Consider the following 18,441-nt stretch of genomic DNA (forward strand, 5'->3'; position numbering starts at 1 on the left):
CGGCGGTCCGACCGGTGTCGTGCCCGGCGCATCCGGGGGCGAGGCCCAACCGGGCACCCCGCCCCCGGCTCCCGACAGCGGCAGCCCGACCGGGAACCGGCCCACCGCCCCCGCAGGCGAGCGCCCCGGTGCAAGTCCCGTGAGCGACTCCTCGCACACCCCGGCGGACACCGGCCAGGACCACGCCGACCGGTCTCTCGCGCACTCCGGTAGCGGCAAAGCCCCCCAGCCCCCGCGCCCCCGGGACCCCAGAGGCGGGCTGCTGATGGGGCGTCCCTTCGGGGTGCCCGTGTATGTCGCGCCGAGCTGGTTCCTCGTCGCCGCCCTGATCACCTGGGTGTTCGGCGGGCAGCTCGACCGCGTGCTGCCCGAACTCGGCGCCGCCCGCTACCTCGTGTCCCTCTTCTTCGCGGTCGCCTTCTACGCCTCCGTACTCGTCCACGAACTCGCCCACACCGTCGCCGCCCTCCGCTTCAAGCTCCCGGTCCGCCGCATCCAGCTCCAGTTCTTCGGCGGCGTCTCCGAGATCGAGAAGGAGGCCGAGACACCCGGCCGCGAATTCGTCCTCGCCTTCGTCGGCCCGCTGCTCTCCCTCGTCCTCGCCGGCCTCTTCTTCCTCGCCCTGCAACCCGTGGAGCCCGACACCGTCCCCGGCGTCCTGCTGGCCGGCCTGATGATCTCCAACCTGATCGTCGCCGCCTTCAACCTGCTCCCCGGCCTCCCCCTCGACGGAGGCCGCATGCTCCGCGCCGTCGTCTGGAAGATCACCGGCAAACCCATGAGCGGCACCATCGCCGCCGCCTGGATCGGCCGCGCCCTCGCCGTCTCCGTCCTCATCGGCCTGCCCCTGGTCACCCAGTCCGGCGCACTCGGCAGCGACGCCGTGGACAACGTCGGCATGGACACCGTCATGGACGCCCTGCTCGCCGCGATCCTCGCCGCGATCATCTGGACCGGCGCCGGCAACAGCCTGCGCATGGCCCGCCTGCGCGAACACCTCCCCGAACTGCGCGCCCGCAACCTCACCCGCCGCGCCGTCCCCGTCGAAACGCACACCCCCCTCTCCGAGGCCCTGCGCCGCGCCAACGAGGCCGGCGCCCGCGCTCTCGTCGTCGTCGACGCCGACGGCCAGCCCCTCTCACTCGTCCGCGAGGCCGCCATCGTCGGCGTCCCCGAACACCGCCGCCCCTGGGTCGCCGTCAGCGGCCTCGCCCAAGACCTCACCGACGGCATGCGCGTCTCCGCCGAACTGGCCGGCGAAGACCTCCTGGACGCCCTGCGCGCCACCCCCGCCACCGAATACCTCGTCGTCGAGGAGACCGGCGAGATCTACGGCGTCCTGTCCGCCGCCGACGTGGAACGCGCCTTCGTGAAGGCCATGGCCCGCCCCTCCTAGTGGTCGGCGACCCCGGCAAACGCCGGTAGGCTGGTCACATGTCCGAACCGACCGGTGCCGCCCGCAGGCGCGGGCCCTTCAAGGTCGGGGACCAGGTACAGCTGACCGATCCCAAGGGCCGTCACTACACGTTCACGCTCGAAGCCGGGAAGAACTTCCACACCCACAAGGGTTCCTTCCCGCACGACGAACTGATCGGTGCTCCCGAGGGCAGCGTCGTCCGCACCACCGGGAACGTCGCCTACCTCGCGCTGCGCCCCCTGCTCCCCGACTACGTCCTGTCCATGCCCCGCGGCGCCGCCGTGGTCTACCCCAAGGACGCGGGGCAGATCCTCGCCTTCGCCGACATCTTCCCCGGCGCGCGCGTCGTGGAAGCCGGCGTCGGCTCCGGCTCCCTCAGCAGTTTCCTGCTGCGCGCCATCGGCGACCAGGGCATGCTGCACAGCTACGAGCGCCGCGAAGACTTCGCCGGCATCGCCCGGCAGAACGTCGAACGCTACTTCGGCGGCCCGCACCCCGCCTGGCAGCTCACCGTCGGCGACCTCCAGGACAACCTCAGCGACACCGAGGTCGACCGCGTCATCCTCGACATGCTCGCCCCCTGGGAGTGCCTGGAAGCCGTCTCCAAGGCCCTCGTCCCCGGCGGCATCCTCTGCTGCTACGTCGCCACCACCACCCAGCTCGCCCGGACCGTCGAGTCCATCCGCGAGATCGGCTGCTTCAACGAGCCGACATCCTGGGAGACGATGATCCGCAACTGGCACATCGAGGGCCTCGCCGTCCGCCCCGACCACCGCATGATCGGCCACACCGGCTTCCTCCTCACCGCCCGCCGCCTCGCCGACGGCGTCGAACCCCCCATGCGCCGCCGCCGCCCCGCCAAGGGCGCCTACGGCGAGGACTACGCCGGCCCCAACGCCGACGGAGGCACCGCACGCTGAGGCGGCCCAGTGCCGCAATCAACGTACAAACCTCGTGGCCGAGTTCCCGGGAACGCCCCGGAACTCGGCCACCACGCCTTTGCGTTGACACCCGGACAGAATGCGGGCGGCCAAGAACGCAACAGGCGGCCAACGGCACAACATCCCCCCACCCCGCCGTTCCCCCGCACTGTGACGTGTGGCACGATGCTGGCCACCCCCACCCCCACCGGCACAGCCCTCGCAGGAGACACTCCTAGTGCAGCAATCCGCCGTTCCGGAACTCGCGCACACGCACACCCGCCCGATCCACTGGCTCGCCACCGCGACCGCCCTCGCCGGCGTCGTCGCCCTCTCCTCGATCTTCCAGCCCGACGCGGCCACCGCCGCCCAGGCCCCCGGCCCGGACTCCAAGACCGCCCAGGCCACCGCCACCGCGCCCGACCCCGCCGACGCCGACTTCCCGATCGAATGCGGCCCCGTGAAAGCAGTCGTGGTGAAGAAGGCCTCCGGAGACCTCGACGGCGACGGCAGGCCCGAAACCGTCGCCGTCGTCCACTGCGACGCCCCCATGGGCACCCCGCCCGACGGCCTGTACGTCCTCACCGCCGCCGACACCAGCAAGCCGCGCGTCGTGGCCACGCTCGTCGACCCCAAGGACCGCACCACCGTCAGCGACATCGCCATACGGGACGAAGAAGTCCTCGGCACCGTGCTCGGCTACTCGTCGCCCGACGTGCCGCGTTGCTGCCCCGACATCAAGGACAGCCCGAAATGGCAGTGGCAGAACGGCACGTTCGTCCGCTCCGAGCCCTCCGCGGCGCGCAACGCCTGAAGCCCACCAAACCACGGAACATCAACCGACGGTGGGCCGGACAGTGACGTAGCACACCCGTGCCATCACTCCGCGTCAGGGCCGAAGACCTCCACCCGGTCCGCCACCCGACGCACATGGATGCACTCACCCGGACACTCCCGCGCCGAGTCCACCACATCCGTGAGAAGCGGCAGCGGTACAGGTGTTGTGGCGCCCTTGGCCAGCAGCAGCTCGTCGTCCGAGCTCTTCACATACGCCAGACCGTCGATGTCCAACTCGAACACCTCAGGCGCATACTGGGCACAGATGCCGTCGCCGGTACAGAGATCCTGGTCGATCCAGACCTCCAGAGCCTCCCCGCCGCCCCCGGCCTCCTCCTGCACGCTCATCTCTCCCGCCGTCTCCCGCACCCGGTGTTGGACCCTTCGACCCTACCTCCGCCCAAAGGACGGCCACGATCGAGGCTCTTCCAGCCCCCTCGACAGACACGGCGGACCCCGATCTCTTACGGCGAACACGATCTCCGCCAGCCGCCTCCCATGTGACCCCGACCACCCGCCACCGACACGCTGAGTCAACCCCCCGACGCCGGCCCCCGACGCGCACCCAGCCCCCGCCCAGACCGCCGCAGCACCCCACCACCCAAGCGCCACAAGCCCTCCGACGACCGACAACACCGGCAACTCGCGCCCGGCGCGAAGGATTTTGACCACTCCACACTTGGAACACGCCGCTTCTGAATCACGTTGACTGGGTATCCACACGGCGTGAGGGAGTGCGCAGGGTGACCGACGACACACCTTGACAGTCTTTGTGATCTAGGGGTTTCAATCGATACCCACCCAGGTAGGGTCTGGAAGCGTCCAGCTCCCCTTGGAGGAGGTGAGGACCGTGGCAGCCCACGACGACGACATGAACCGCGGCATCCGCCCGGGACGAGGGTCCGACGACCCGGCCGGGCAGATTGCCTACCTTGAGCAGGAGATCGCCGTCCTGCGACGCAAGCTCGCCGACTCTCCGCGACACACGAGAATTCTCGAAGAGCGGATCGTCGAGCTGCAGACCAACCTGGCCGGCGTATCCGCACAGAACGAGCGACTCGCCAACACGCTCCGTGAGGCCCGCGACCAGATCGTGGCCCTCAAGGAAGAAGTCGACCGGCTCGCACAGCCCCCGGCCGGCTTCGGAGTCTTCCTCACGGCGAACGAGGACGGCACCGCCGACATCTTCACCGGCGGCCGCAAACTCCGCGTGAACGTCAGCCCGAGCGTCGAACTCGAAGAGCTCCGACGCGGCCAGGAAGTAATGCTCAACGAAGCGCTCAACGTGGTCGAAGCCATGGAGTACGAGCGCGTCGGCGACATCGTCACCCTCAAGGAGATCCTTGAGGACGGCGAACGCGCCCTGGTGCTCGGGCACACCGACGAGGAACGGGTGGTACGGCTCGCCGAGCCGCTGCTGGACGTCACCATCCGCCCCGGCGACGCCCTCCTGCTCGAACCCCGCTCCGGCTACGTCTACGAAGTCGTCCCCAAGAGCGAAGTCGAGGAACTCGTCCTCGAAGAGGTCCCCGACATCGGCTACGAGCAGATCGGCGGCCTGGGCAACCAGATCGAAATGATCCGCGACGCCGTCGAGCTCCCCTACCTCTACCCCGACCTGTTCAAGGAGCACGAACTGCGGCCGCCCAAGGGCGTCCTGCTCTACGGCCCCCCCGGATGCGGCAAGACCCTCATCGCCAAGGCCGTCGCCAACTCGCTGGCCAAAAAGGTCGCCGAAGTCACCGGCCAAGCCACCGGCAAGAGCTTCTTCCTCAACATCAAGGGCCCCGAGCTCCTCAACAAATACGTCGGCGAGACCGAGCGACAGATCCGCCTCGTCTTCCAGCGCGCCAGGGAGAAGGCCAGCGAGGGCACACCCGTCATCGTCTTCTTCGACGAGATGGAATCCCTCTTCCGCACCCGCGGCTCCGGCGTCAGCTCAGACGTGGAAAACACCATCGTCCCCCAGCTCCTCGCCGAGATCGACGGCGTCGAAGGCCTGCAGAACGTGGTCGTGATCGGCGCCTCCAACCGCGAGGACATGATCGACCCCGCCATCCTGCGCCCCGGCCGACTCGACGTGAAGATCAAAATCGAGCGCCCGGACGCCGAAGCCGCCAAGGACATCTTCCAGAAGTACCTCACGGAACGGCTCCCGCTGCACCCCGAGGACATCGGCGAACACGGCGGCGACAAGGGCGCCACGGTCCAGGGCATGATCCAGACCGCGGTCGAGCAGATGTACGCCGAAACCGAGGAAAACCGCTTCCTTGAGGTCACCTACGCCAACGGCGACAAGGAAGTCCTCTACTTCAAGGACTTCAACTCCGGCGCCATGATCGAAAACATCGTCGGACGCGCCAAGAAAATGGCGATCAAGGACTTCCTGGAGCACAAGCAAAAAGGCCTCCGCGTCTCCCACCTCCTCCAGGCCTGCGTGGACGAGTTCAAGGAGAACGAAGACCTGCCCAACACCACCAACCCGGACGACTGGGCCCGAATCTCCGGAAAGAAGGGCGAACGGATCGTCTACATTCGCACCCTCATCACCGGAAAGCAGGGCGCCGACACCGGACGCTCCATCGACACGGTGGCGAACACCGGTCAGTACCTGTAAAAGACAGGGCGGCTGCGGGTGCCCTCACCGGGTACCCGCAGCCGACTGCTTTTCAGGCCACGGCTGGAGCAAGGCAATGACGCAAATGATCTCCCCACCAGCGCAGAGGCGTTCTAGGCTCTTCGGTACCGCCGAGTCGCGCAGTGCGGGGACGGGCACCGCACACGCACCGGAGCGCCAGCGGTACTTGAGCAGCGTCCCCGACCGAGGACGCCGCCGGGCAAGGAGGGCCGCATGACTGTACGGCGAGTAATGGGCATCGAGACGGAGTACGGGATCTCCGTCCCCGGCCACCCCAACGCCAATGCCATGCTCACCTCATCCCAAATCGTCAACGCCTACGCGGCGGCGATGCACCGGGCCCGCCGGGCCCGCTGGGACTTCGAGGAGGAGAACCCGCTACGGGACGCACGAGGCTTCGACCTCGCCCGCGAAGCCGCCGACTCCAGCCAGCTCACCGACGAGGACATCGGCCTCGCCAACGTCATCCTCACCAACGGCGCACGCCTCTACGTCGACCACGCACACCCCGAATACAGCGCCCCCGAGGTCACCAACCCCCGGGACGCCGTCCTCTGGGACAAAGCCGGCGAACGCATCATGGCCGAAGCCGCCGAACGAGCCGCCCAGCTCCCCGGCGCCCAGCCCATCCACCTGTACAAAAACAACACCGACAACAAAGGCGCCTCTTACGGCACCCACGAGAACTACCTGATGAAGCGGGAAACCCCCTTCTCGGACATCGTGCGCCACCTCACGCCCTTCTTCGTCTCCCGCCAGGTCTTCGCCGGAGCAGGCCGCGTCGGCATCGGCCAGGACGGACACGAACACGGCTTCCAGCTCAGCCAGCGCGCCGACTACTTCGAAGTCGAGGTAGGCCTGGAAACCACCCTGAAGCGCCCGATCATCAACACCCGCGACGAACCCCACGCGGACGCGGAAAAATACCGCCGCCTCCACGTGATCATCGGCGACGCGAACCTCGCCGAGATCTCCACCTACCTGAAACTCGGCACCACCTCCCTGGTCCTCTCCATGATCGAAGACGGCTTCATCGCCGTCGACCTCGCCGTCGACCAACCGGTCCGCACCCTCCACCAGGTCTCCCACGACCCGACACTCAAGCGCCTGGTCACCCTCCGCAGCGGCCGCACACTCACCGCCGTCCAACTCCAAATGGAGTACTACGAGCTCTCCCGCAAATACGTGGAAGAGCGCTACGGCGCCGACGCCGACGACCAGACCAAAGACGTCCTCGCCCGCTGGGAAGACACCCTCAACCGCCTCGAAAACGACCCCATGAGCCTCGCCGGCGAACTCGACTGGATCGCCAAACGAGAACTCATGGAGGGCTACCGGCGCCGCGACGACCTCGACTGGGACGCCGCACGCCTCCACCTGGTCGACCTCCAGTACGCCGACGTACGAGAGGAAAAAGGCCTCTACAACCGCCTCGTCGCCCGAGGCCGCATGAAGCGCCTCCTGGACGAGCAGGACGTCGAGAACGCCCGCACAAAGCCGCCAGAGGACACACGCGCCTACTTCCGCGGACGGTGCCTGGAGCAGTACGCGGACGACGTAGCCGCCGCCTCCTGGGACTCCGTGATCTTCGACCTCCCCGGACGGGACTCGCTGCAACGCGTCCCAACCCTGGAACCGCTTCGCGGAACGCGTAATCACGTCAAGGAGCTCCTGGACCGTTGCCGCACGGCAGAAGACCTGGTCAGGGTCCTCTCCGGCGGCTGAGAGAGCACCCGGGCAGTAACGGCCCGGCAGAGTGGAAATCCCGGCGTCCGGGAATCATCGAGGTGGTTCCCGGACGTTGAGGGAACTGCGGGGCCGATGTCGGACCCTGCTTGTAGGGTCTGATCAAGAACGTCGAACCGAGCGGGGTGAGGGTTATGGCGACCAAGGACACCGGCGGCGGCCAGCAGAAGGCAACGCGCTCCACCGAGGAGGTCGAGGAGCAGGCGGCAGAGTCGCAGGCTTCGGAGGACCTCAAGGAGCGGCACGAGAAGCTGAGCGATGACGTGGACTCGGTCCTCGATGAAATCGATGACGTACTCGAGGAGAACGCCGAGGACTTCGTTCGAAGCTTCGTGCAAAAAGGTGGACAGTAAAGGCCGTCAGGAACTTTTGCCTTCGAAATGAAGGTGGCGGGGGATGGGTGTGGCTGGCGAACCGAACGCGAAGCAATGCAGGAAATGCCAGCGAGACCTGCCTCTTGCGGCCTTCGCGCGGGATAAGAATCGGAGAGACGGCCTCCAGGTGCACTGTCGGGGGTGCGTGGCGGGGTACAGCGCTGCGCACTACCGGCGTCGCCGGGAAGCGCTCGGAAAGCCGGTCCGCGAGAAGGTGGATGTTCCGGCCGGTCACAAGCTCTGCCGGTCGTGCGGAGAGATCAAGCCGCACAGCGAGTGGCATCGCAACGCCACCGCCTCGGACGGCCTTGCGACGTGTTGCAGAACGTGCAAGGCGGACAGAGGAAGGCAGGGGCACCTGAAGCGCCAGTACGGCCTTACGGTGACTGAGTGTGACGAGATGATCGCCTCTCAAATGGGGCTCTGTGTGATCTGCCTGAAAGCTCCGGCCGTACATGTGGATCACTGCCACGAGACGGGTAGGGTCCGTGGCGTACTGTGCTTCAACTGCAATTCGGCCATCGGCAAGTTGGGAGACGATCCCGACGCTGTTCGTCGGGCTGCCGCTTACTTGGAAGGATCCTCGTGGAAGCCAACACTCGTAGCACCGGGCGTCTACCAGCTGCCTTCCTGACGCCTGGGTCGTCGTCCTTCATGGACTTTCTGTCCGAGCATCAGCCGGAGACCCTGCCCGGCAACCGGCAGCTGCCTCCCACTCAGGGGGTGATCGAGGCGCCGCACGGCACGACCATCGTCGGTGTCACGTTCCCGGGGGGCGTCGTGCTCGCCGGTGACCGTCGGGCCACCATGGGTAACGTGATCGCGCAGCGGGACATCGAGAAGGTGTTCCCGGCCGACGAGTACTCGGCGGTCGGTATCGCCGGTACGGCGGGCCTCGCCGTCGAGATGGTCAAGCTGTTCCAGTTGGAGCTGGAGCATTTCGAGAAGGTCGAGGGCGCGCAGCTCTCCCTGGAGGGCAAGGCGAATCGTCTGTCGACGATGATCCGGTCGAATCTCGGTATGGCGATGCAGGGTCTGGCTGTCGTGCCGCTCTTCGCCGGCTATGACGTGGATCGTGAGAGGGGGCGGATCTTCTCGTACGACGTCACGGGTGGCCGTTCCGAGGAGCATGGGTTCGCCGCGACGGGTTCGGGTTCGATTTTTGCGCGCGGTGCGATGAAGAAGCTCTTCCGGGATGATCTGACCGAGGCCGATGCGACGACGCTGGTCGTGCAGGCTTTGTATGACGCGGCTGATGACGACTCGGCGACCGGTGGTCCCGATGTCGCGCGCCGGATCTACCCGATCGTCACCGTGATCACCGAGGACGGTTTCCGTCGGCTGACGGAGGAGGAGTCCTCCGAGATCGCCCGCTCGATTCTGGAGCGGCGTCTGGAGCAGCCGGACGGCCCGCGGGCTGCGCTGCTGTAGGCGGCGGCTGTTGTTGCAGGGTGATCCAGTGACTTCGACAGAAAGGGATGGGTAGCCGGTGTCGACGCCGTTTTATGTCTCACCTCAGCAGGCGATGACCGATCGTGCGGAGTTCGCCCGGAAGGGTATCGCGCGTGGTCGCAGCCTGGTCGTGTTGCAGTATGCCGATGGCATCGTGTTCATCGGGGAGAATCCGTCCCGTGCGCTGCACAAGTTCAGCGAGATCTATGACCGGATCGGTTTCGCGGCGGCCGGTAAGTACAACGAGTACGAGAACTTGCGGATCGCTGGTGTCCGGTATGCCGATCTTCGTGGTTACACCTATGACCGTGATGACGTGACTGCTCGTGGTCTGGCGAACGTGTACGCGCAGACGCTGGGCATGATCTTCTCCAGTGCGGCTGAGAAGCCGTATGAGGTGGAGTTGGTTGTGGCCGAGGTGGGTGAGACGCCGGAGGGTGATCAGATTTACCGGTTGCCGCACGACGGTTCGATCGTTGACGAGCATGGTTCGGTCGCGGTGGGCGGTAATGCGGAGCAGATCAGCAGTTATCTGGATCAGCGTCATCAGGACGGTATGAGTCTGGCGGAGGCGCTGAAGCTGGCTGTGCAGGCGTTGTCGCGGGACACCAACGGCACGCAGCGGGAGATTCCGGCGGAGCGGCTGGAGGTTGCGGTGCTGGACCGTACGCGGCCGCAGGTGCGGAAGTTCAGGCGTATCACGGGCCGGCAGTTGGCCCGGCTGCTGGAGGCGGATGGGGCTGCGACCGCGGCTGAGGCCGAGGCGGATGCCGAGGCGGATGCCGAGGGTTCCGGCGACGAGGAGTAGTGCGGCGGTCGTTCCGCTGCGCCTTGTGTGCCCCGTGCCGCGTTCGTGCGGACGGGGCACAGGCGTGTCAGGGGGCGCTGGGCGGGGCTGTGGAGCCTCGTACGACGAGTTGGACGGGGATGTCCCCTCGGTCCGGTGTGCGGCCGTCGAGGACTGCCAGGAGTGCTTGCATGCCGCGTTCGCCGAAGAGTTCGGCGTCCAGGCGTACGGTCGTCAGTTCGGGGTCGATGGCGGTGGCGAGGACGAGGTCGTCGAGGCCGGTGATGGAGATGTCGTCGGGGATGCGCAGGCCGAGGCGGCGTACGGCTTTGTAGGCGCCGGCGGCGAGTTTGTCGTCGTCGCAGACCAGGGCGGTGGGCCTGGGTCTGCCGGGGGTGGTGAGGGCGGTCTCGGTGGCGGTGCGGGCGTCGTCGATGGAGAGGGGGGCGTGGGTGACGTGCAGGGATGTGCCGGGGGTGGCGCCGATCCTGGCCGGCAGTTCGCGTGCGCGTACCTCGAAGGTCCAGGAGGGGATGTCTGCCGCGAGGTGGAGGAAGCGGCGGTGGCCGAGGCCGAGGAGGTGTTCGGCGACTTGGCGGACGCCGTCGGCGATGTCGAGGTTGACGGTGGCGGCGCCGAGGCTGCCTGTGGGGTCGCTGTCGAGCATGACGAGGGGTAGTCGGTCGCCCCGGATGGCGGTGAGGGCGTCGGCGGCCATGGAGGAGGCGATGACGCCGTCGAGGGCGGCTTGGGCGGAGGCGAAGGGGTCGGGGATGGGGGCGGCCCGCAAGGGCCTTCCTTCGAGGGTGGGGGAGGGGCGGGCGGGGCCGATGCCTTCGGGGGAGGGGTAGAGGACGACGCCGAAGCCGTGTTGGGCGGCGATGCGGGCTGCTCCGGTGTAGACGCCGGCGAAGAATTCGGTGGTCAGTGCGGGGACCACGAGCAGGACGGTGCGGGTGTGGCCGAGGCGGAGGTTGCGGGCGGCGAGGTTGGGGCGGTAGTCGAGGTCGCGTGCGGCTTGTCGTACGCGCTCGGCGGTGGTTTCCGAGACTCGGCCGCGCCATTTGTCGCCGAGGACGAGGGAGACCGCGGCCTGGGAGACTCCGGCGGCCTGGGCGACGTCACGGCTGGTGGGGCGGGTGCTGCCTTGTGCCACCGTGCGACCTGCTCTTTCGTCTGGACTGGTGGACAGCGTTCATGGTACGTATAACGGAGCGCGTTATACGTAAAACTTCGTTGAGGTCGGCGGGCGGAAGGGCGGGGACGGGGCCGTGGGATATCTGGAGATCCTCAGGGCGAGGCACGCCACCCGGCTGCTCGTGGGCACGCTGGTGGGCCGGCTGCCGAACGCGACCTCCGCGATCGCGATCGTGCTGTTCGTGCGGGCTGAGGGCGGTACGTACAGTCTCGCGGGGGCGCTGGCGGCCGTGTACGGGGTCGCGAACGCCGTGGGGCAGCCGGTGCTGGGGCGGCTGGTGGACCTCTACGGGCAGCCGCGCATACAGCTGCCGGCCGCGGTGCTGTCGGCGCTGGCGATGGCGGTGTTCGCGTTCACGGGCACCGATCCGCTGCCGTCGGCTTATGCGGCGGTGGCGGCTGCCGGGCTCTTCACGCCGCCGCTGGAGGGCGGTCTGCGGGCGTTGTGGCCGAGTGTCCTCCGTAAGGAGGGCCAGGTGCACACGGCGTATGCCATGGACGCGGTGGCTCAGGAAGTCATGTTCACTGTGGGGCCGTTGCTGGTGACCGTGTGCGTGTCGCTCTGGTCGGCGCAGGCCGCGCTGCTGGTGCTGAACGTCGTCGGGGTCCTCGGCGCTCTTTCCGTGGTCGTGTCGCCGCCTTCGCGCGCGTGGCGTTCGGCGCCGCGTGAGGCGCACTGGCTGGGTGCGTTGCGTTCGCCGGGACTGCTGGCGTTGCTGGGTGCGTTCCTGTTCGTCGGTATCGCGCTGGGTTCCATCACGGTGGCGGCGGTGTCGTACGCGGACGACAACGGCGGTGACGCTGTGTACGGCTGGCTGATGGCGGGGCTGGGGCTGGGCGCGCTGGTCGGTGGCACCGTGTACGGGGCGCGGCAGTGGACGGGTGAGCCGGCGCGGCGGCTGTGTGGGCTGGTGGCCCTTCTGGCGGTGTGTTATCTGCCGTTGATGTTCCTGCCGGGCCCGGTGGCCATGACGTTGCTCAGCGTGTTGTCCGGGGTGTTCCTGGCGCCGTGTATCGCGTGTGCGTTCGTGCTGGTGGACCGGCATGCGCCGAGGGGGACGGTCACGGAGGCGTTCTCGTGGCTTGTGACGACGTTCACGGTGGGGGCGTCGGTGGGAACGGGCCTCACGGGGCCGGTCGTCGAGGGTGGTGGGGCGCTGTGGGGCTTCGCGGTGCCGGGTGTCGCGGGTGGGGTGTCGTTGCTGGTTGTGCTGGTCACTGTGGGGGCGCTGGCGGCCCCCGGTGGGCGGGCCGTGGTGGCGGCCGTATCGGAAAATGATCCAAACCGTGTGGTCGAACCTCGTTTCAGCTCAGGGGATCGGGCGTAATGTTCACTCATGGACCGCCGCATTTTCGGGCTGGAGAACGAGTACGGCGTCACGTGCACGTTCAGGGGACAGCGCCGCCTGTCGCCTGACGAGGTGGCGCGGTACCTCTTCCGCCGTGTCGTGTCATGGGGCCGCAGCAGCAATGTCTTTCTGCGAAACGGCGCCCGCCTCTATCTCGACGTGGGCTCACATCCGGAATACGCGACACCCGAATGTGACAACGTGACCGAACTGGTCACCCACGACAAGGCCGGCGAGCGCATTCTCGAAGGACTCCTGGTGGACGCCGAACGACGCCTGCACGAGGAAGGAATCGCGGGCGACGTCTACCTCTTCAAGAACAACACCGACTCGGCGGGCAACTCCTACGGCTGCCACGAGAACTATCTGGTGGCGCGGCACGGGGAGTTCTCCCGACTCGCGGACATTCTCATTCCGTTCCTTGTCACCCGCCAGTTGCTGTGCGGTGCGGGCAAGGTGTTGCAGACCCCGCGTGGCGCCGTGTATTGCGTCAGCCAGCGGGCCGAGCACATCTGGGAGGGCGTCTCCTCGGCGACGACGCGTTCCCGGCCCATCATCAACACGCGCGACGAACCGCACGCGGACGCCGAGCGCTATCGCCGCCTGCATGTCATCGTGGGCGACTCGAACATGTCCGAGACGACCATGCTGCTGAAGGTCGGCGCGACCGATCTGGTGCTGCGCATGATCGAGGCGGGCACGGTGATGCGGGACCTGACCCTGGAGAACCCGATCCGGGCGATCCGCGAGGTCAGCCATGACATCACGGGCCGGCGCAAGGTGCGTCTGGCCAGCGGCCGCGAGGCCTCGGCCCTGGAAGTGCAGCGCGAGTACTACGAGAAGGCCGTCGACTTCTGCGAGCGCCGCGGTATCCGTACCGGCACCGTGGAGCAGGTGCTGGAGCTGTGGGGCCGCACCCTGGACGCGATCGAGGCCGAGGACCTCGACCGGATCGGCACCGAGATCGACTGGGTGATGAAGTACAAGCTCATCGAGCGGTACCGGGCCAAGCACAACATGACCATGTCGCATCCGCGCGTGGCGCAGATAGACCTCGCCTACCACGACATCCATCGCAGGCGGGGTCTTTACTACCTGCTGGAGAAAAAGGGTCAAGCCGCCCGGATCTGCAATGACTTGAAGATCTTCGAGGGCAAGTCGGTTCCGCCGCAGACCACTCGGGCCCGGCTGCGTGGTGACTTCATCCGCAGGGCTCAGGAACAGCGCCGTGACTTCACGGTCGACTGGGTGCACCTGAAGCTCAATGACCAGGCACAGCGCACGGTGTTGTGCAAGGACCCGTTCCGTTCCGTGGACGACCGGGTGGAGAAGCTCATCGCCGGAATGTGAGCATCGCGTTGCCGGCCGGATCGCCGGAACGCAACACGGGCGCCGTACGTTTGCCGTACGGCGCCCTTCTCACGCCGTAGAGTTGCGCGCACTCCATCAAGAAGATCGACCGATTACGAGGCCCCCACTGTGCGCCGACGCTCACTGTTCATCGCTGTTCCCGCTGGACTGGTCACGCTCGCCGGATGTGGCGACGACGGCGGGTCCGACTCGGCTCAGGGCTCCGACAGCGCGTCGCCGTCGGCCTCGGCCGCGTCCTCGGCGCCGCCGCCGAAGATCGTCGACGGTCCGCTTCCGGCGATCACCGCGGGCGTGAAGTTCGACGAGAAGCCGACCATCGCCAAAGGCAGCGGCGACCCGTCGAAGGACCTGGCGGTGAAGACGGTCATCGCGGGCAGCGGCAGCACCGTCGCGGAGAACGACTACGTGCAGGCCCACTACCTGGGCCAGGTCTGGGACACGGCGAAGGTCTTCGACAACTCCTACGACCGCAAGGTCCCGCTGGTCATCCAGCTCGCCCGTGGCAGCATCATCGACGGCTGGCTGTACGCGCTGACGGGCAAAAAGGCCGGCAGCCGGGTCCAGATGGCCATCCCGCCGACGTGGGGGTATGGCACGCAGGGCAACGCGGACGCGGGCATCAAGGGCACCGACACGCTGGTGTTCGTCGTCGATGTGCAGGCCACGTTCAACTCGAAGAGCTCCGCCAAGGGCAGCACGGTCGCGCAGGACGACGTCGACCTGCCCAAGGTGGGTACCAACACCGACGGCAAGGCGCCCTCCATCGAGGTGCCCAAGTCCGACCCGCCGACGGAGCTGGTGGCGAACTACATCATCGAGGGCGACGGTGCCGAGGTCGGCGCCGACGAGAGCGTGCTCGTGCAGTACAAGGGCGTGCTGTGGGACGGCAAGGAGTTCGACTCGTCGTACGGCCGTAACGCGCTCACGTCGTTCGGGCTGGAGCAGGTCGTCAAGGGCTGGGCGCAGGGCCTGACGGGCAAGAAGGTCGGCAGCCGCGTGCTGATCGTCATTCCGCCGGACCTGGGGTACGGCGACAACCCGCCGGCCGACAGCGGCATCGGGAAGGGCGCCACGCTGGTCTTCACCGTGGACATCCTGGCGAAGATGTAAAGCGGCGGCCTGGGGATTCCGGGCACGGCGGGCCCCGCGCCCGCGCCTGCCCCGAGGCCGCCGGGATGAAAGACTGGCGGCGTTGCCATTTCCGTAGAACACGCAGGAGCGAGACGTGAGCATCGACAAGCCCGAGATCGACTTCCCGGGCGGCGAGCCCCCGGCGGACCTGGAGATCAAGGACATCTGGGAGGGCGACGGCGCCGTGGCGCAGGCGGGCCAGACCGTCACCGTGCACTACGTGGGCGTCGCCTTCAGCACCGGCGAGGAGTTCGACGCCAGCTGGAACCGTGGTACGCCCTTCCGTTTCCCGCTGGGTGGGGGCCGGGTCATCAAGGGCTGGGATCAGGGCGTGCAGGGTATGAAGGTCGGCGGCCGGCGCCAGCTGACCATCCCGGCTCACCTCGCCTACGGCAACCAGAGCCCGACCCCGGCGATCAAGCCCGGGGAGACGCTGATCTTCGTGGTCGACCTGCTCGGGGTCTGATCGGCGTACGACCACACCCGATCACCTGGGCCCATGCCTGTGCGGGCATGGGCCCTCGGCTTTTGCCGCGCCACCGCTGGGCGGTACGGTCGTCGTTCGTAAGCACCATAGGGAGGCGAAGGGCGTCGATGGCCATTGCCAAGGCCGAGCGGCTGATGAACCTGGCGCTGTGTCTGCTGGGCACGCGGCGGCCGCTCCGCAAGCGCGAGCTGCGTGAGTCCATCGAGGCCTATCTCGAAGCCGGGTCGGACGACGCCTTCAACCGGATGTTCGAGCGGGACAAGGACGATCTGCGCGAACTCGGCCTGGTCATCGAGACGGTGGAGAATCTCGACGGCGAGGTCGGCTACCTGGCCCGCCGCGACAGCAACCGGCTGCCGCCCATCACCCTGGACGCCGAAGAGGCCGCCGCGCTGGGGCTGGCCGCCAAGGTGTGGCAGCAGGCCCGGCTCGCGGGCGCGGCCAGCGGTGCGTTGCAGAAGCTGCGCGCGGCCGGGCTGCCCGAGGATGTCGACCCGTACGAGGCGCACGGCGCGCTGGAGCCGCGGATTCCGGTGCACGAGGCGGCGTTCGAGCCGTTGATGCTGGCCTGCCGTGACCGCCGCCCGGTCGTTTTCGACTACCGCAAGGCCACCGCCGCCCATCCCGAGCCACGGCATGTGGAGCCGTGGGCGCTGGAGTGCTGGCGCGGCCACTGGTATCTGGCGGGCTGGGACCGTGACCGCGGTGCCGAGCGGGTGTTCCGGCTGTCCCGGATCACCGGCCGGGTGCGCGCCCGCAGCGGCCGGTTCACCGCCGAGGTCCCCGATGTCGTCACCGTCCGGGAGACCGTCGCGAGCTGGGCGGGGGAGACCGCCGACCGCAGTGCGCTGATCCGGCTGCGTACGGAGGCGGGCTACCCGCTGCGGGCGAAGGCCACGTCGGTGCGGGAACTGGGCGACGGCTGGGACGAGTTGGAGATCCCGTACGGGCACGGCCTGGACGCCTGGCTGGTGGAGTTCGGGCCGGACGTGGTGGTCCTGGGACCGGCCGAGCTGCGCGCTGACGTGGTGGACCGGCTGCGTGCCGTGGCCAAGGGCTGAGGGGGAGCGGAGAAAGACAGTGGCCGGCAAACCGATCAGGCCTGTGAACGCCATCGACCAGACCCGGCGGATGCTCTCCCTGGTGACGTATCTGCGGGAGCGCCCGGGTGCCCGGCTCGCTGACGTCGCCCGCGCTTTCGGGATCACCGTGGACGAGCTCGTCTCCGACCTCGATGTGCTGCCCATGTGCGGCACCAGCTTCCGCGGTGGCGATCTGCTCGACATCGACACCGACGGCGAGCGGATCTGGTGGCACAACCCGGCCGCCCTCGGGGCGGAGACGGCGGAACCGCTCAGGCTCGCCGCCGACGAGGCGACCGCGCTGCTGGTGGCGGCCCGCGCCGTCGCCACGCTGCCCGGCCTGCGGGAGGGCGACCGGCAGGCGCTGCTGCGGGCCACCGCCAAGGTCGAGGCAGCGGCCGGTGAGGCGGCCGGCGCCAGCGCCCGGCTGTCGGTGACCTTCGAGTCGGAGGGCGGCGTCTTCGCGGATGTCGACCGGGCGATCTCCGAGCGTCGCCGGCTGTGGATCCGCTACTACTCGCCGGCCCGGGACGAGGTCACCGAGCGCGAGATCGACCCGGTCCGCCTCGTCAGCGTCGGCCATACCTATGTGGAGGCCTGGTGCCGCCGCTCGGAGGCGCGGCGCACCTTCCGTCTCGACCGGGTCGCCGAGATCAGGATCCTGGACGAGCCGTCCGCGCCCCCCGAGGTCGAGTTGCGGGACCTGTCGGAGGGGCTGGTGCAGCCCGCCGCCGAGGATCCGGAGGTCGTCGTCGAGGTCGGCCCGGGCGGGCGCTGGGTCGCCGAGTACTACCCGCACGACAGCGCGGATGAGCTTCCCGACGGCGGGCTGCGTATCACTCTGCGCACCCCCGACCCGGCGTCGCTGCGCCGGCTGGCGCTCCGGCTCGGGCGGGACGGCCGGATCGTGTCACCGCGCGAGCTGGCCGACAGCGCCCGGCAGGCGGCCCGTGAGGCGCTGGCGGCGTACGACGGGATCGAGGCGCAGGGTCCGGGGGCGTACGGGGTACGTGGCATGCGGGACGACGGGCAGTACGACAGACCGGAGTGAGCCGCAGGGCGTGCCGGAGGCGATCCACCAGGAGAAGAGGAGCAGGGGCTTTGAGCGAGTCGGCGTCCGGGGTGCAGGGAATGTCGGTGGCGTCGGCGTTCGCCGGCATGAGAAGCGTCACTCCGGTGGTGTTCAAGGCGGGCTGCCCGGACTGCCGGGGCAGCTTCGAGCTCACCGCGAGCGCCCTGCGCCTGGCCATCGGCGCCACCAGCCGCACCACCTTCTACTCCTTCACCTGCCCCGACTGCGGCGCCTCGGTCCGCAAGCCGGCGGGGGAGCGCATCGTCGAGCTGCTCACCGGTGGCGGGGTCAGCACGCTGCGGCTGCACCCCACCCTGTAGGCGGTTCGGTCCCCGGGAGGTCTAGGCTCGGCGTCATGTTCTGGCCGATGTTCGCGGTTGCTGCGGGTTTTTCGGGTCTCGCCGTCCTCGGTGTGCTCGCGGTACGGGTCTTTGTCGAGGCACAGCGCCTGGGCAGGCAGGTTTCGGACTCGGCGGCCCGTATCAACCGGGCCGCGGAGGAGCTGGAGCGGGCGTCTTTGAGCGCGGCGCGTGCTGTGGACTCGTTGTGAGTCCGGCTGATGACGTCCTGTGAGTCCTGCG

The 18,441-nt window shown here is 68.3% G+C and carries 19 protein-coding genes; 17 read left to right on the forward strand and 2 right to left on the reverse strand.

Going from position 1 to position 18,441, the window contains the following annotated elements; translation table 11 throughout:
- The 3 genes from GFH49_RS20425 to GFH49_RS20435 all read left to right on the forward strand — a co-directional run.
- On the forward strand, positions 1-1,396 hold a 1,396-nt coding region (locus GFH49_RS20425; RefSeq protein WP_328288286.1), incomplete at its 5' end, for a site-2 protease family protein.
- A 38-nt stretch (positions 1,397-1,434) separates the two neighbouring features.
- Positions 1,435-2,337 (forward strand): tRNA (adenine-N1)-methyltransferase, encoded by a 903-nt coding sequence (locus GFH49_RS20430; protein ID WP_155057536.1) that lies wholly within the window; start codon positions 1,435-1,437, stop codon positions 2,335-2,337.
- Between the two features lie 238 nt (positions 2,338-2,575).
- Positions 2,576-3,151 (forward strand): hypothetical protein, encoded by a 576-nt coding sequence (locus GFH49_RS20435; RefSeq protein ID WP_155057537.1) that lies wholly within the window; start codon positions 2,576-2,578, stop codon positions 3,149-3,151.
- Positions 3,152-3,216: 65 nt separating this feature from the next.
- Here the strand turns inward: GFH49_RS20435 and GFH49_RS20440 are convergent, their stop codons facing one another.
- A complete protein-coding gene (locus tag GFH49_RS20440) occupies positions 3,217-3,522 on the reverse strand; it encodes a ferredoxin (RefSeq protein WP_155057538.1) in 306 nt (101 codons plus the stop codon).
- Between the two features lie 502 nt (positions 3,523-4,024).
- Between GFH49_RS20440 and arc the strand changes: the two genes are divergently transcribed.
- The 6 genes from arc (at position 4,025) to prcA (ending at position 10,192) form a co-directional block, all read left to right on the forward strand.
- Positions 4,025-5,791 (forward strand): proteasome ATPase, encoded by a 1,767-nt coding sequence (arc, locus tag GFH49_RS20450; RefSeq protein WP_155057539.1) that lies wholly within the window; start codon positions 4,025-4,027, stop codon positions 5,789-5,791.
- A 234-nt stretch (positions 5,792-6,025) separates the two neighbouring features.
- A complete protein-coding gene (dop, locus tag GFH49_RS20455) occupies positions 6,026-7,537 on the forward strand; it encodes a depupylase/deamidase Dop (protein ID WP_408055927.1) in 1,512 nt (503 codons plus the stop codon).
- A 155-nt stretch (positions 7,538-7,692) separates the two neighbouring features.
- Positions 7,693-7,911 carry a ubiquitin-like protein Pup gene (locus GFH49_RS20460; protein ID WP_155057540.1) on the forward strand — a complete coding sequence of 73 codons (219 nt, stop codon included), beginning with the start codon at positions 7,693-7,695 and terminating at the stop codon, positions 7,909-7,911.
- A 43-nt stretch (positions 7,912-7,954) separates the two neighbouring features.
- Complete coding sequence (locus GFH49_RS20465) at positions 7,955-8,566, forward strand: endonuclease VII domain-containing protein (RefSeq protein WP_155057541.1); 612 nt, start codon at positions 7,955-7,957, stop codon at positions 8,564-8,566.
- Positions 8,518-9,363 (forward strand): proteasome subunit beta, encoded by an 846-nt coding sequence (gene prcB / locus GFH49_RS20470; protein ID WP_155057542.1) that lies wholly within the window; start codon positions 8,518-8,520, stop codon positions 9,361-9,363. Before GFH49_RS20465 ends, prcB begins: the two co-directional genes overlap by 49 nt.
- Before the next feature lie 58 nt (positions 9,364-9,421).
- Complete coding sequence (gene prcA / locus GFH49_RS20475; RefSeq protein WP_155057543.1) at positions 9,422-10,192, forward strand: proteasome subunit alpha; 771 nt, start codon at positions 9,422-9,424, stop codon at positions 10,190-10,192.
- A 67-nt stretch (positions 10,193-10,259) separates the two neighbouring features.
- Here prcA and GFH49_RS20480 read toward each other — a convergent pair whose 3' ends face one another.
- Positions 10,260-11,327, reverse strand: a complete 1,068-nt coding sequence (locus GFH49_RS20480; RefSeq protein ID WP_155057544.1) for a LacI family DNA-binding transcriptional regulator — start codon at positions 11,325-11,327, stop codon at positions 10,260-10,262.
- A gap of 115 nt (positions 11,328-11,442) precedes the next feature.
- Here GFH49_RS20480 and GFH49_RS20485 point away from each other — a divergent pair, with 115 nt between their 5' ends.
- The 8 genes from GFH49_RS20485 (at position 11,443) to GFH49_RS20520 (ending at position 18,410) form a co-directional block, all read left to right on the forward strand.
- Positions 11,443-12,696 carry an MFS transporter gene (locus GFH49_RS20485; protein WP_155057545.1) on the forward strand — a complete coding sequence of 418 codons (1,254 nt, stop codon included), beginning with the start codon at positions 11,443-11,445 and terminating at the stop codon, positions 12,694-12,696.
- Between the two features lie 9 nt (positions 12,697-12,705).
- Positions 12,706-14,067: a Pup--protein ligase gene (gene pafA, locus GFH49_RS20490; RefSeq protein ID WP_028801611.1), complete on the forward strand. Its 1,362-nt coding sequence runs from the start codon at positions 12,706-12,708 to the stop codon at positions 14,065-14,067.
- A 129-nt stretch (positions 14,068-14,196) separates the two neighbouring features.
- Positions 14,197-15,198, forward strand: coding sequence for an FKBP-type peptidyl-prolyl cis-trans isomerase (locus GFH49_RS20495; RefSeq protein WP_155057546.1), 1,002 nt, complete (start codon positions 14,197-14,199; stop codon positions 15,196-15,198).
- A 115-nt stretch (positions 15,199-15,313) separates the two neighbouring features.
- Positions 15,314-15,685 carry an FKBP-type peptidyl-prolyl cis-trans isomerase gene (locus GFH49_RS20500; RefSeq protein ID WP_030053355.1) on the forward strand — a complete coding sequence of 124 codons (372 nt, stop codon included), beginning with the start codon at positions 15,314-15,316 and terminating at the stop codon, positions 15,683-15,685.
- A 128-nt stretch (positions 15,686-15,813) separates the two neighbouring features.
- Positions 15,814-16,767, forward strand: coding sequence for a helix-turn-helix transcriptional regulator (locus GFH49_RS20505; RefSeq protein WP_155057547.1), 954 nt, complete (start codon positions 15,814-15,816; stop codon positions 16,765-16,767).
- 19 nt (positions 16,768-16,786) lie between these two features.
- Entirely contained in the window at positions 16,787-17,839 is a 1,053-nt protein-coding gene (locus GFH49_RS20510) for a helix-turn-helix transcriptional regulator (protein ID WP_155057548.1), read from the forward strand.
- A gap of 50 nt (positions 17,840-17,889) precedes the next feature.
- Positions 17,890-18,180 (forward strand): CpXC domain-containing protein, encoded by a 291-nt coding sequence (locus GFH49_RS20515; protein ID WP_155057549.1) that lies wholly within the window; start codon positions 17,890-17,892, stop codon positions 18,178-18,180.
- A gap of 35 nt (positions 18,181-18,215) precedes the next feature.
- Positions 18,216-18,410 (forward strand): hypothetical protein, encoded by a 195-nt coding sequence (locus GFH49_RS20520; RefSeq protein WP_155057550.1) that lies wholly within the window; start codon positions 18,216-18,218, stop codon positions 18,408-18,410.
- Positions 18,411-18,441 lie beyond the last annotated feature (31 nt).

The sequence above is a fragment of the Streptomyces blattellae genome, from assembly GCF_009709555.1.
GTDB classification, from domain to species: Bacteria; Actinomycetota; Actinomycetes; order Streptomycetales; family Streptomycetaceae; genus Streptomyces; species Streptomyces blattellae.

Excerpts from the sequence above, each read along its gene's own strand:
- GFH49_RS20430 (WP_155057536.1), top strand. The coding sequence starts at position 1,435 with ATGTCCGAACCGACCGGTGCCGCCCGCAGGCGCGGGCCCTTCAAGGTC.
- GFH49_RS20440 (WP_155057538.1), bottom strand. The coding sequence starts at position 3,522 with ATGAGCGTGCAGGAGGAGGCCGGGGGCGGCGGGGAGGCTCTGGAGGTC.
- dop (WP_408055927.1), top strand. The coding sequence starts at position 6,026 with ATGACTGTACGGCGAGTAATGGGCATCGAGACGGAGTACGGGATCTCC.
- GFH49_RS20460 (WP_155057540.1), top strand. The coding sequence starts at position 7,693 with ATGGCGACCAAGGACACCGGCGGCGGCCAGCAGAAGGCAACGCGCTCC.
- GFH49_RS20465 (WP_155057541.1), top strand. The coding sequence starts at position 7,955 with ATGGGTGTGGCTGGCGAACCGAACGCGAAGCAATGCAGGAAATGCCAG.
- pafA (WP_028801611.1), top strand. The coding sequence starts at position 12,706 with ATGGACCGCCGCATTTTCGGGCTGGAGAACGAGTACGGCGTCACGTGC.
- GFH49_RS20505 (WP_155057547.1), top strand. The coding sequence starts at position 15,814 with ATGGCCATTGCCAAGGCCGAGCGGCTGATGAACCTGGCGCTGTGTCTG.
- GFH49_RS20520 (WP_155057550.1), top strand. The coding sequence starts at position 18,216 with ATGTTCTGGCCGATGTTCGCGGTTGCTGCGGGTTTTTCGGGTCTCGCC.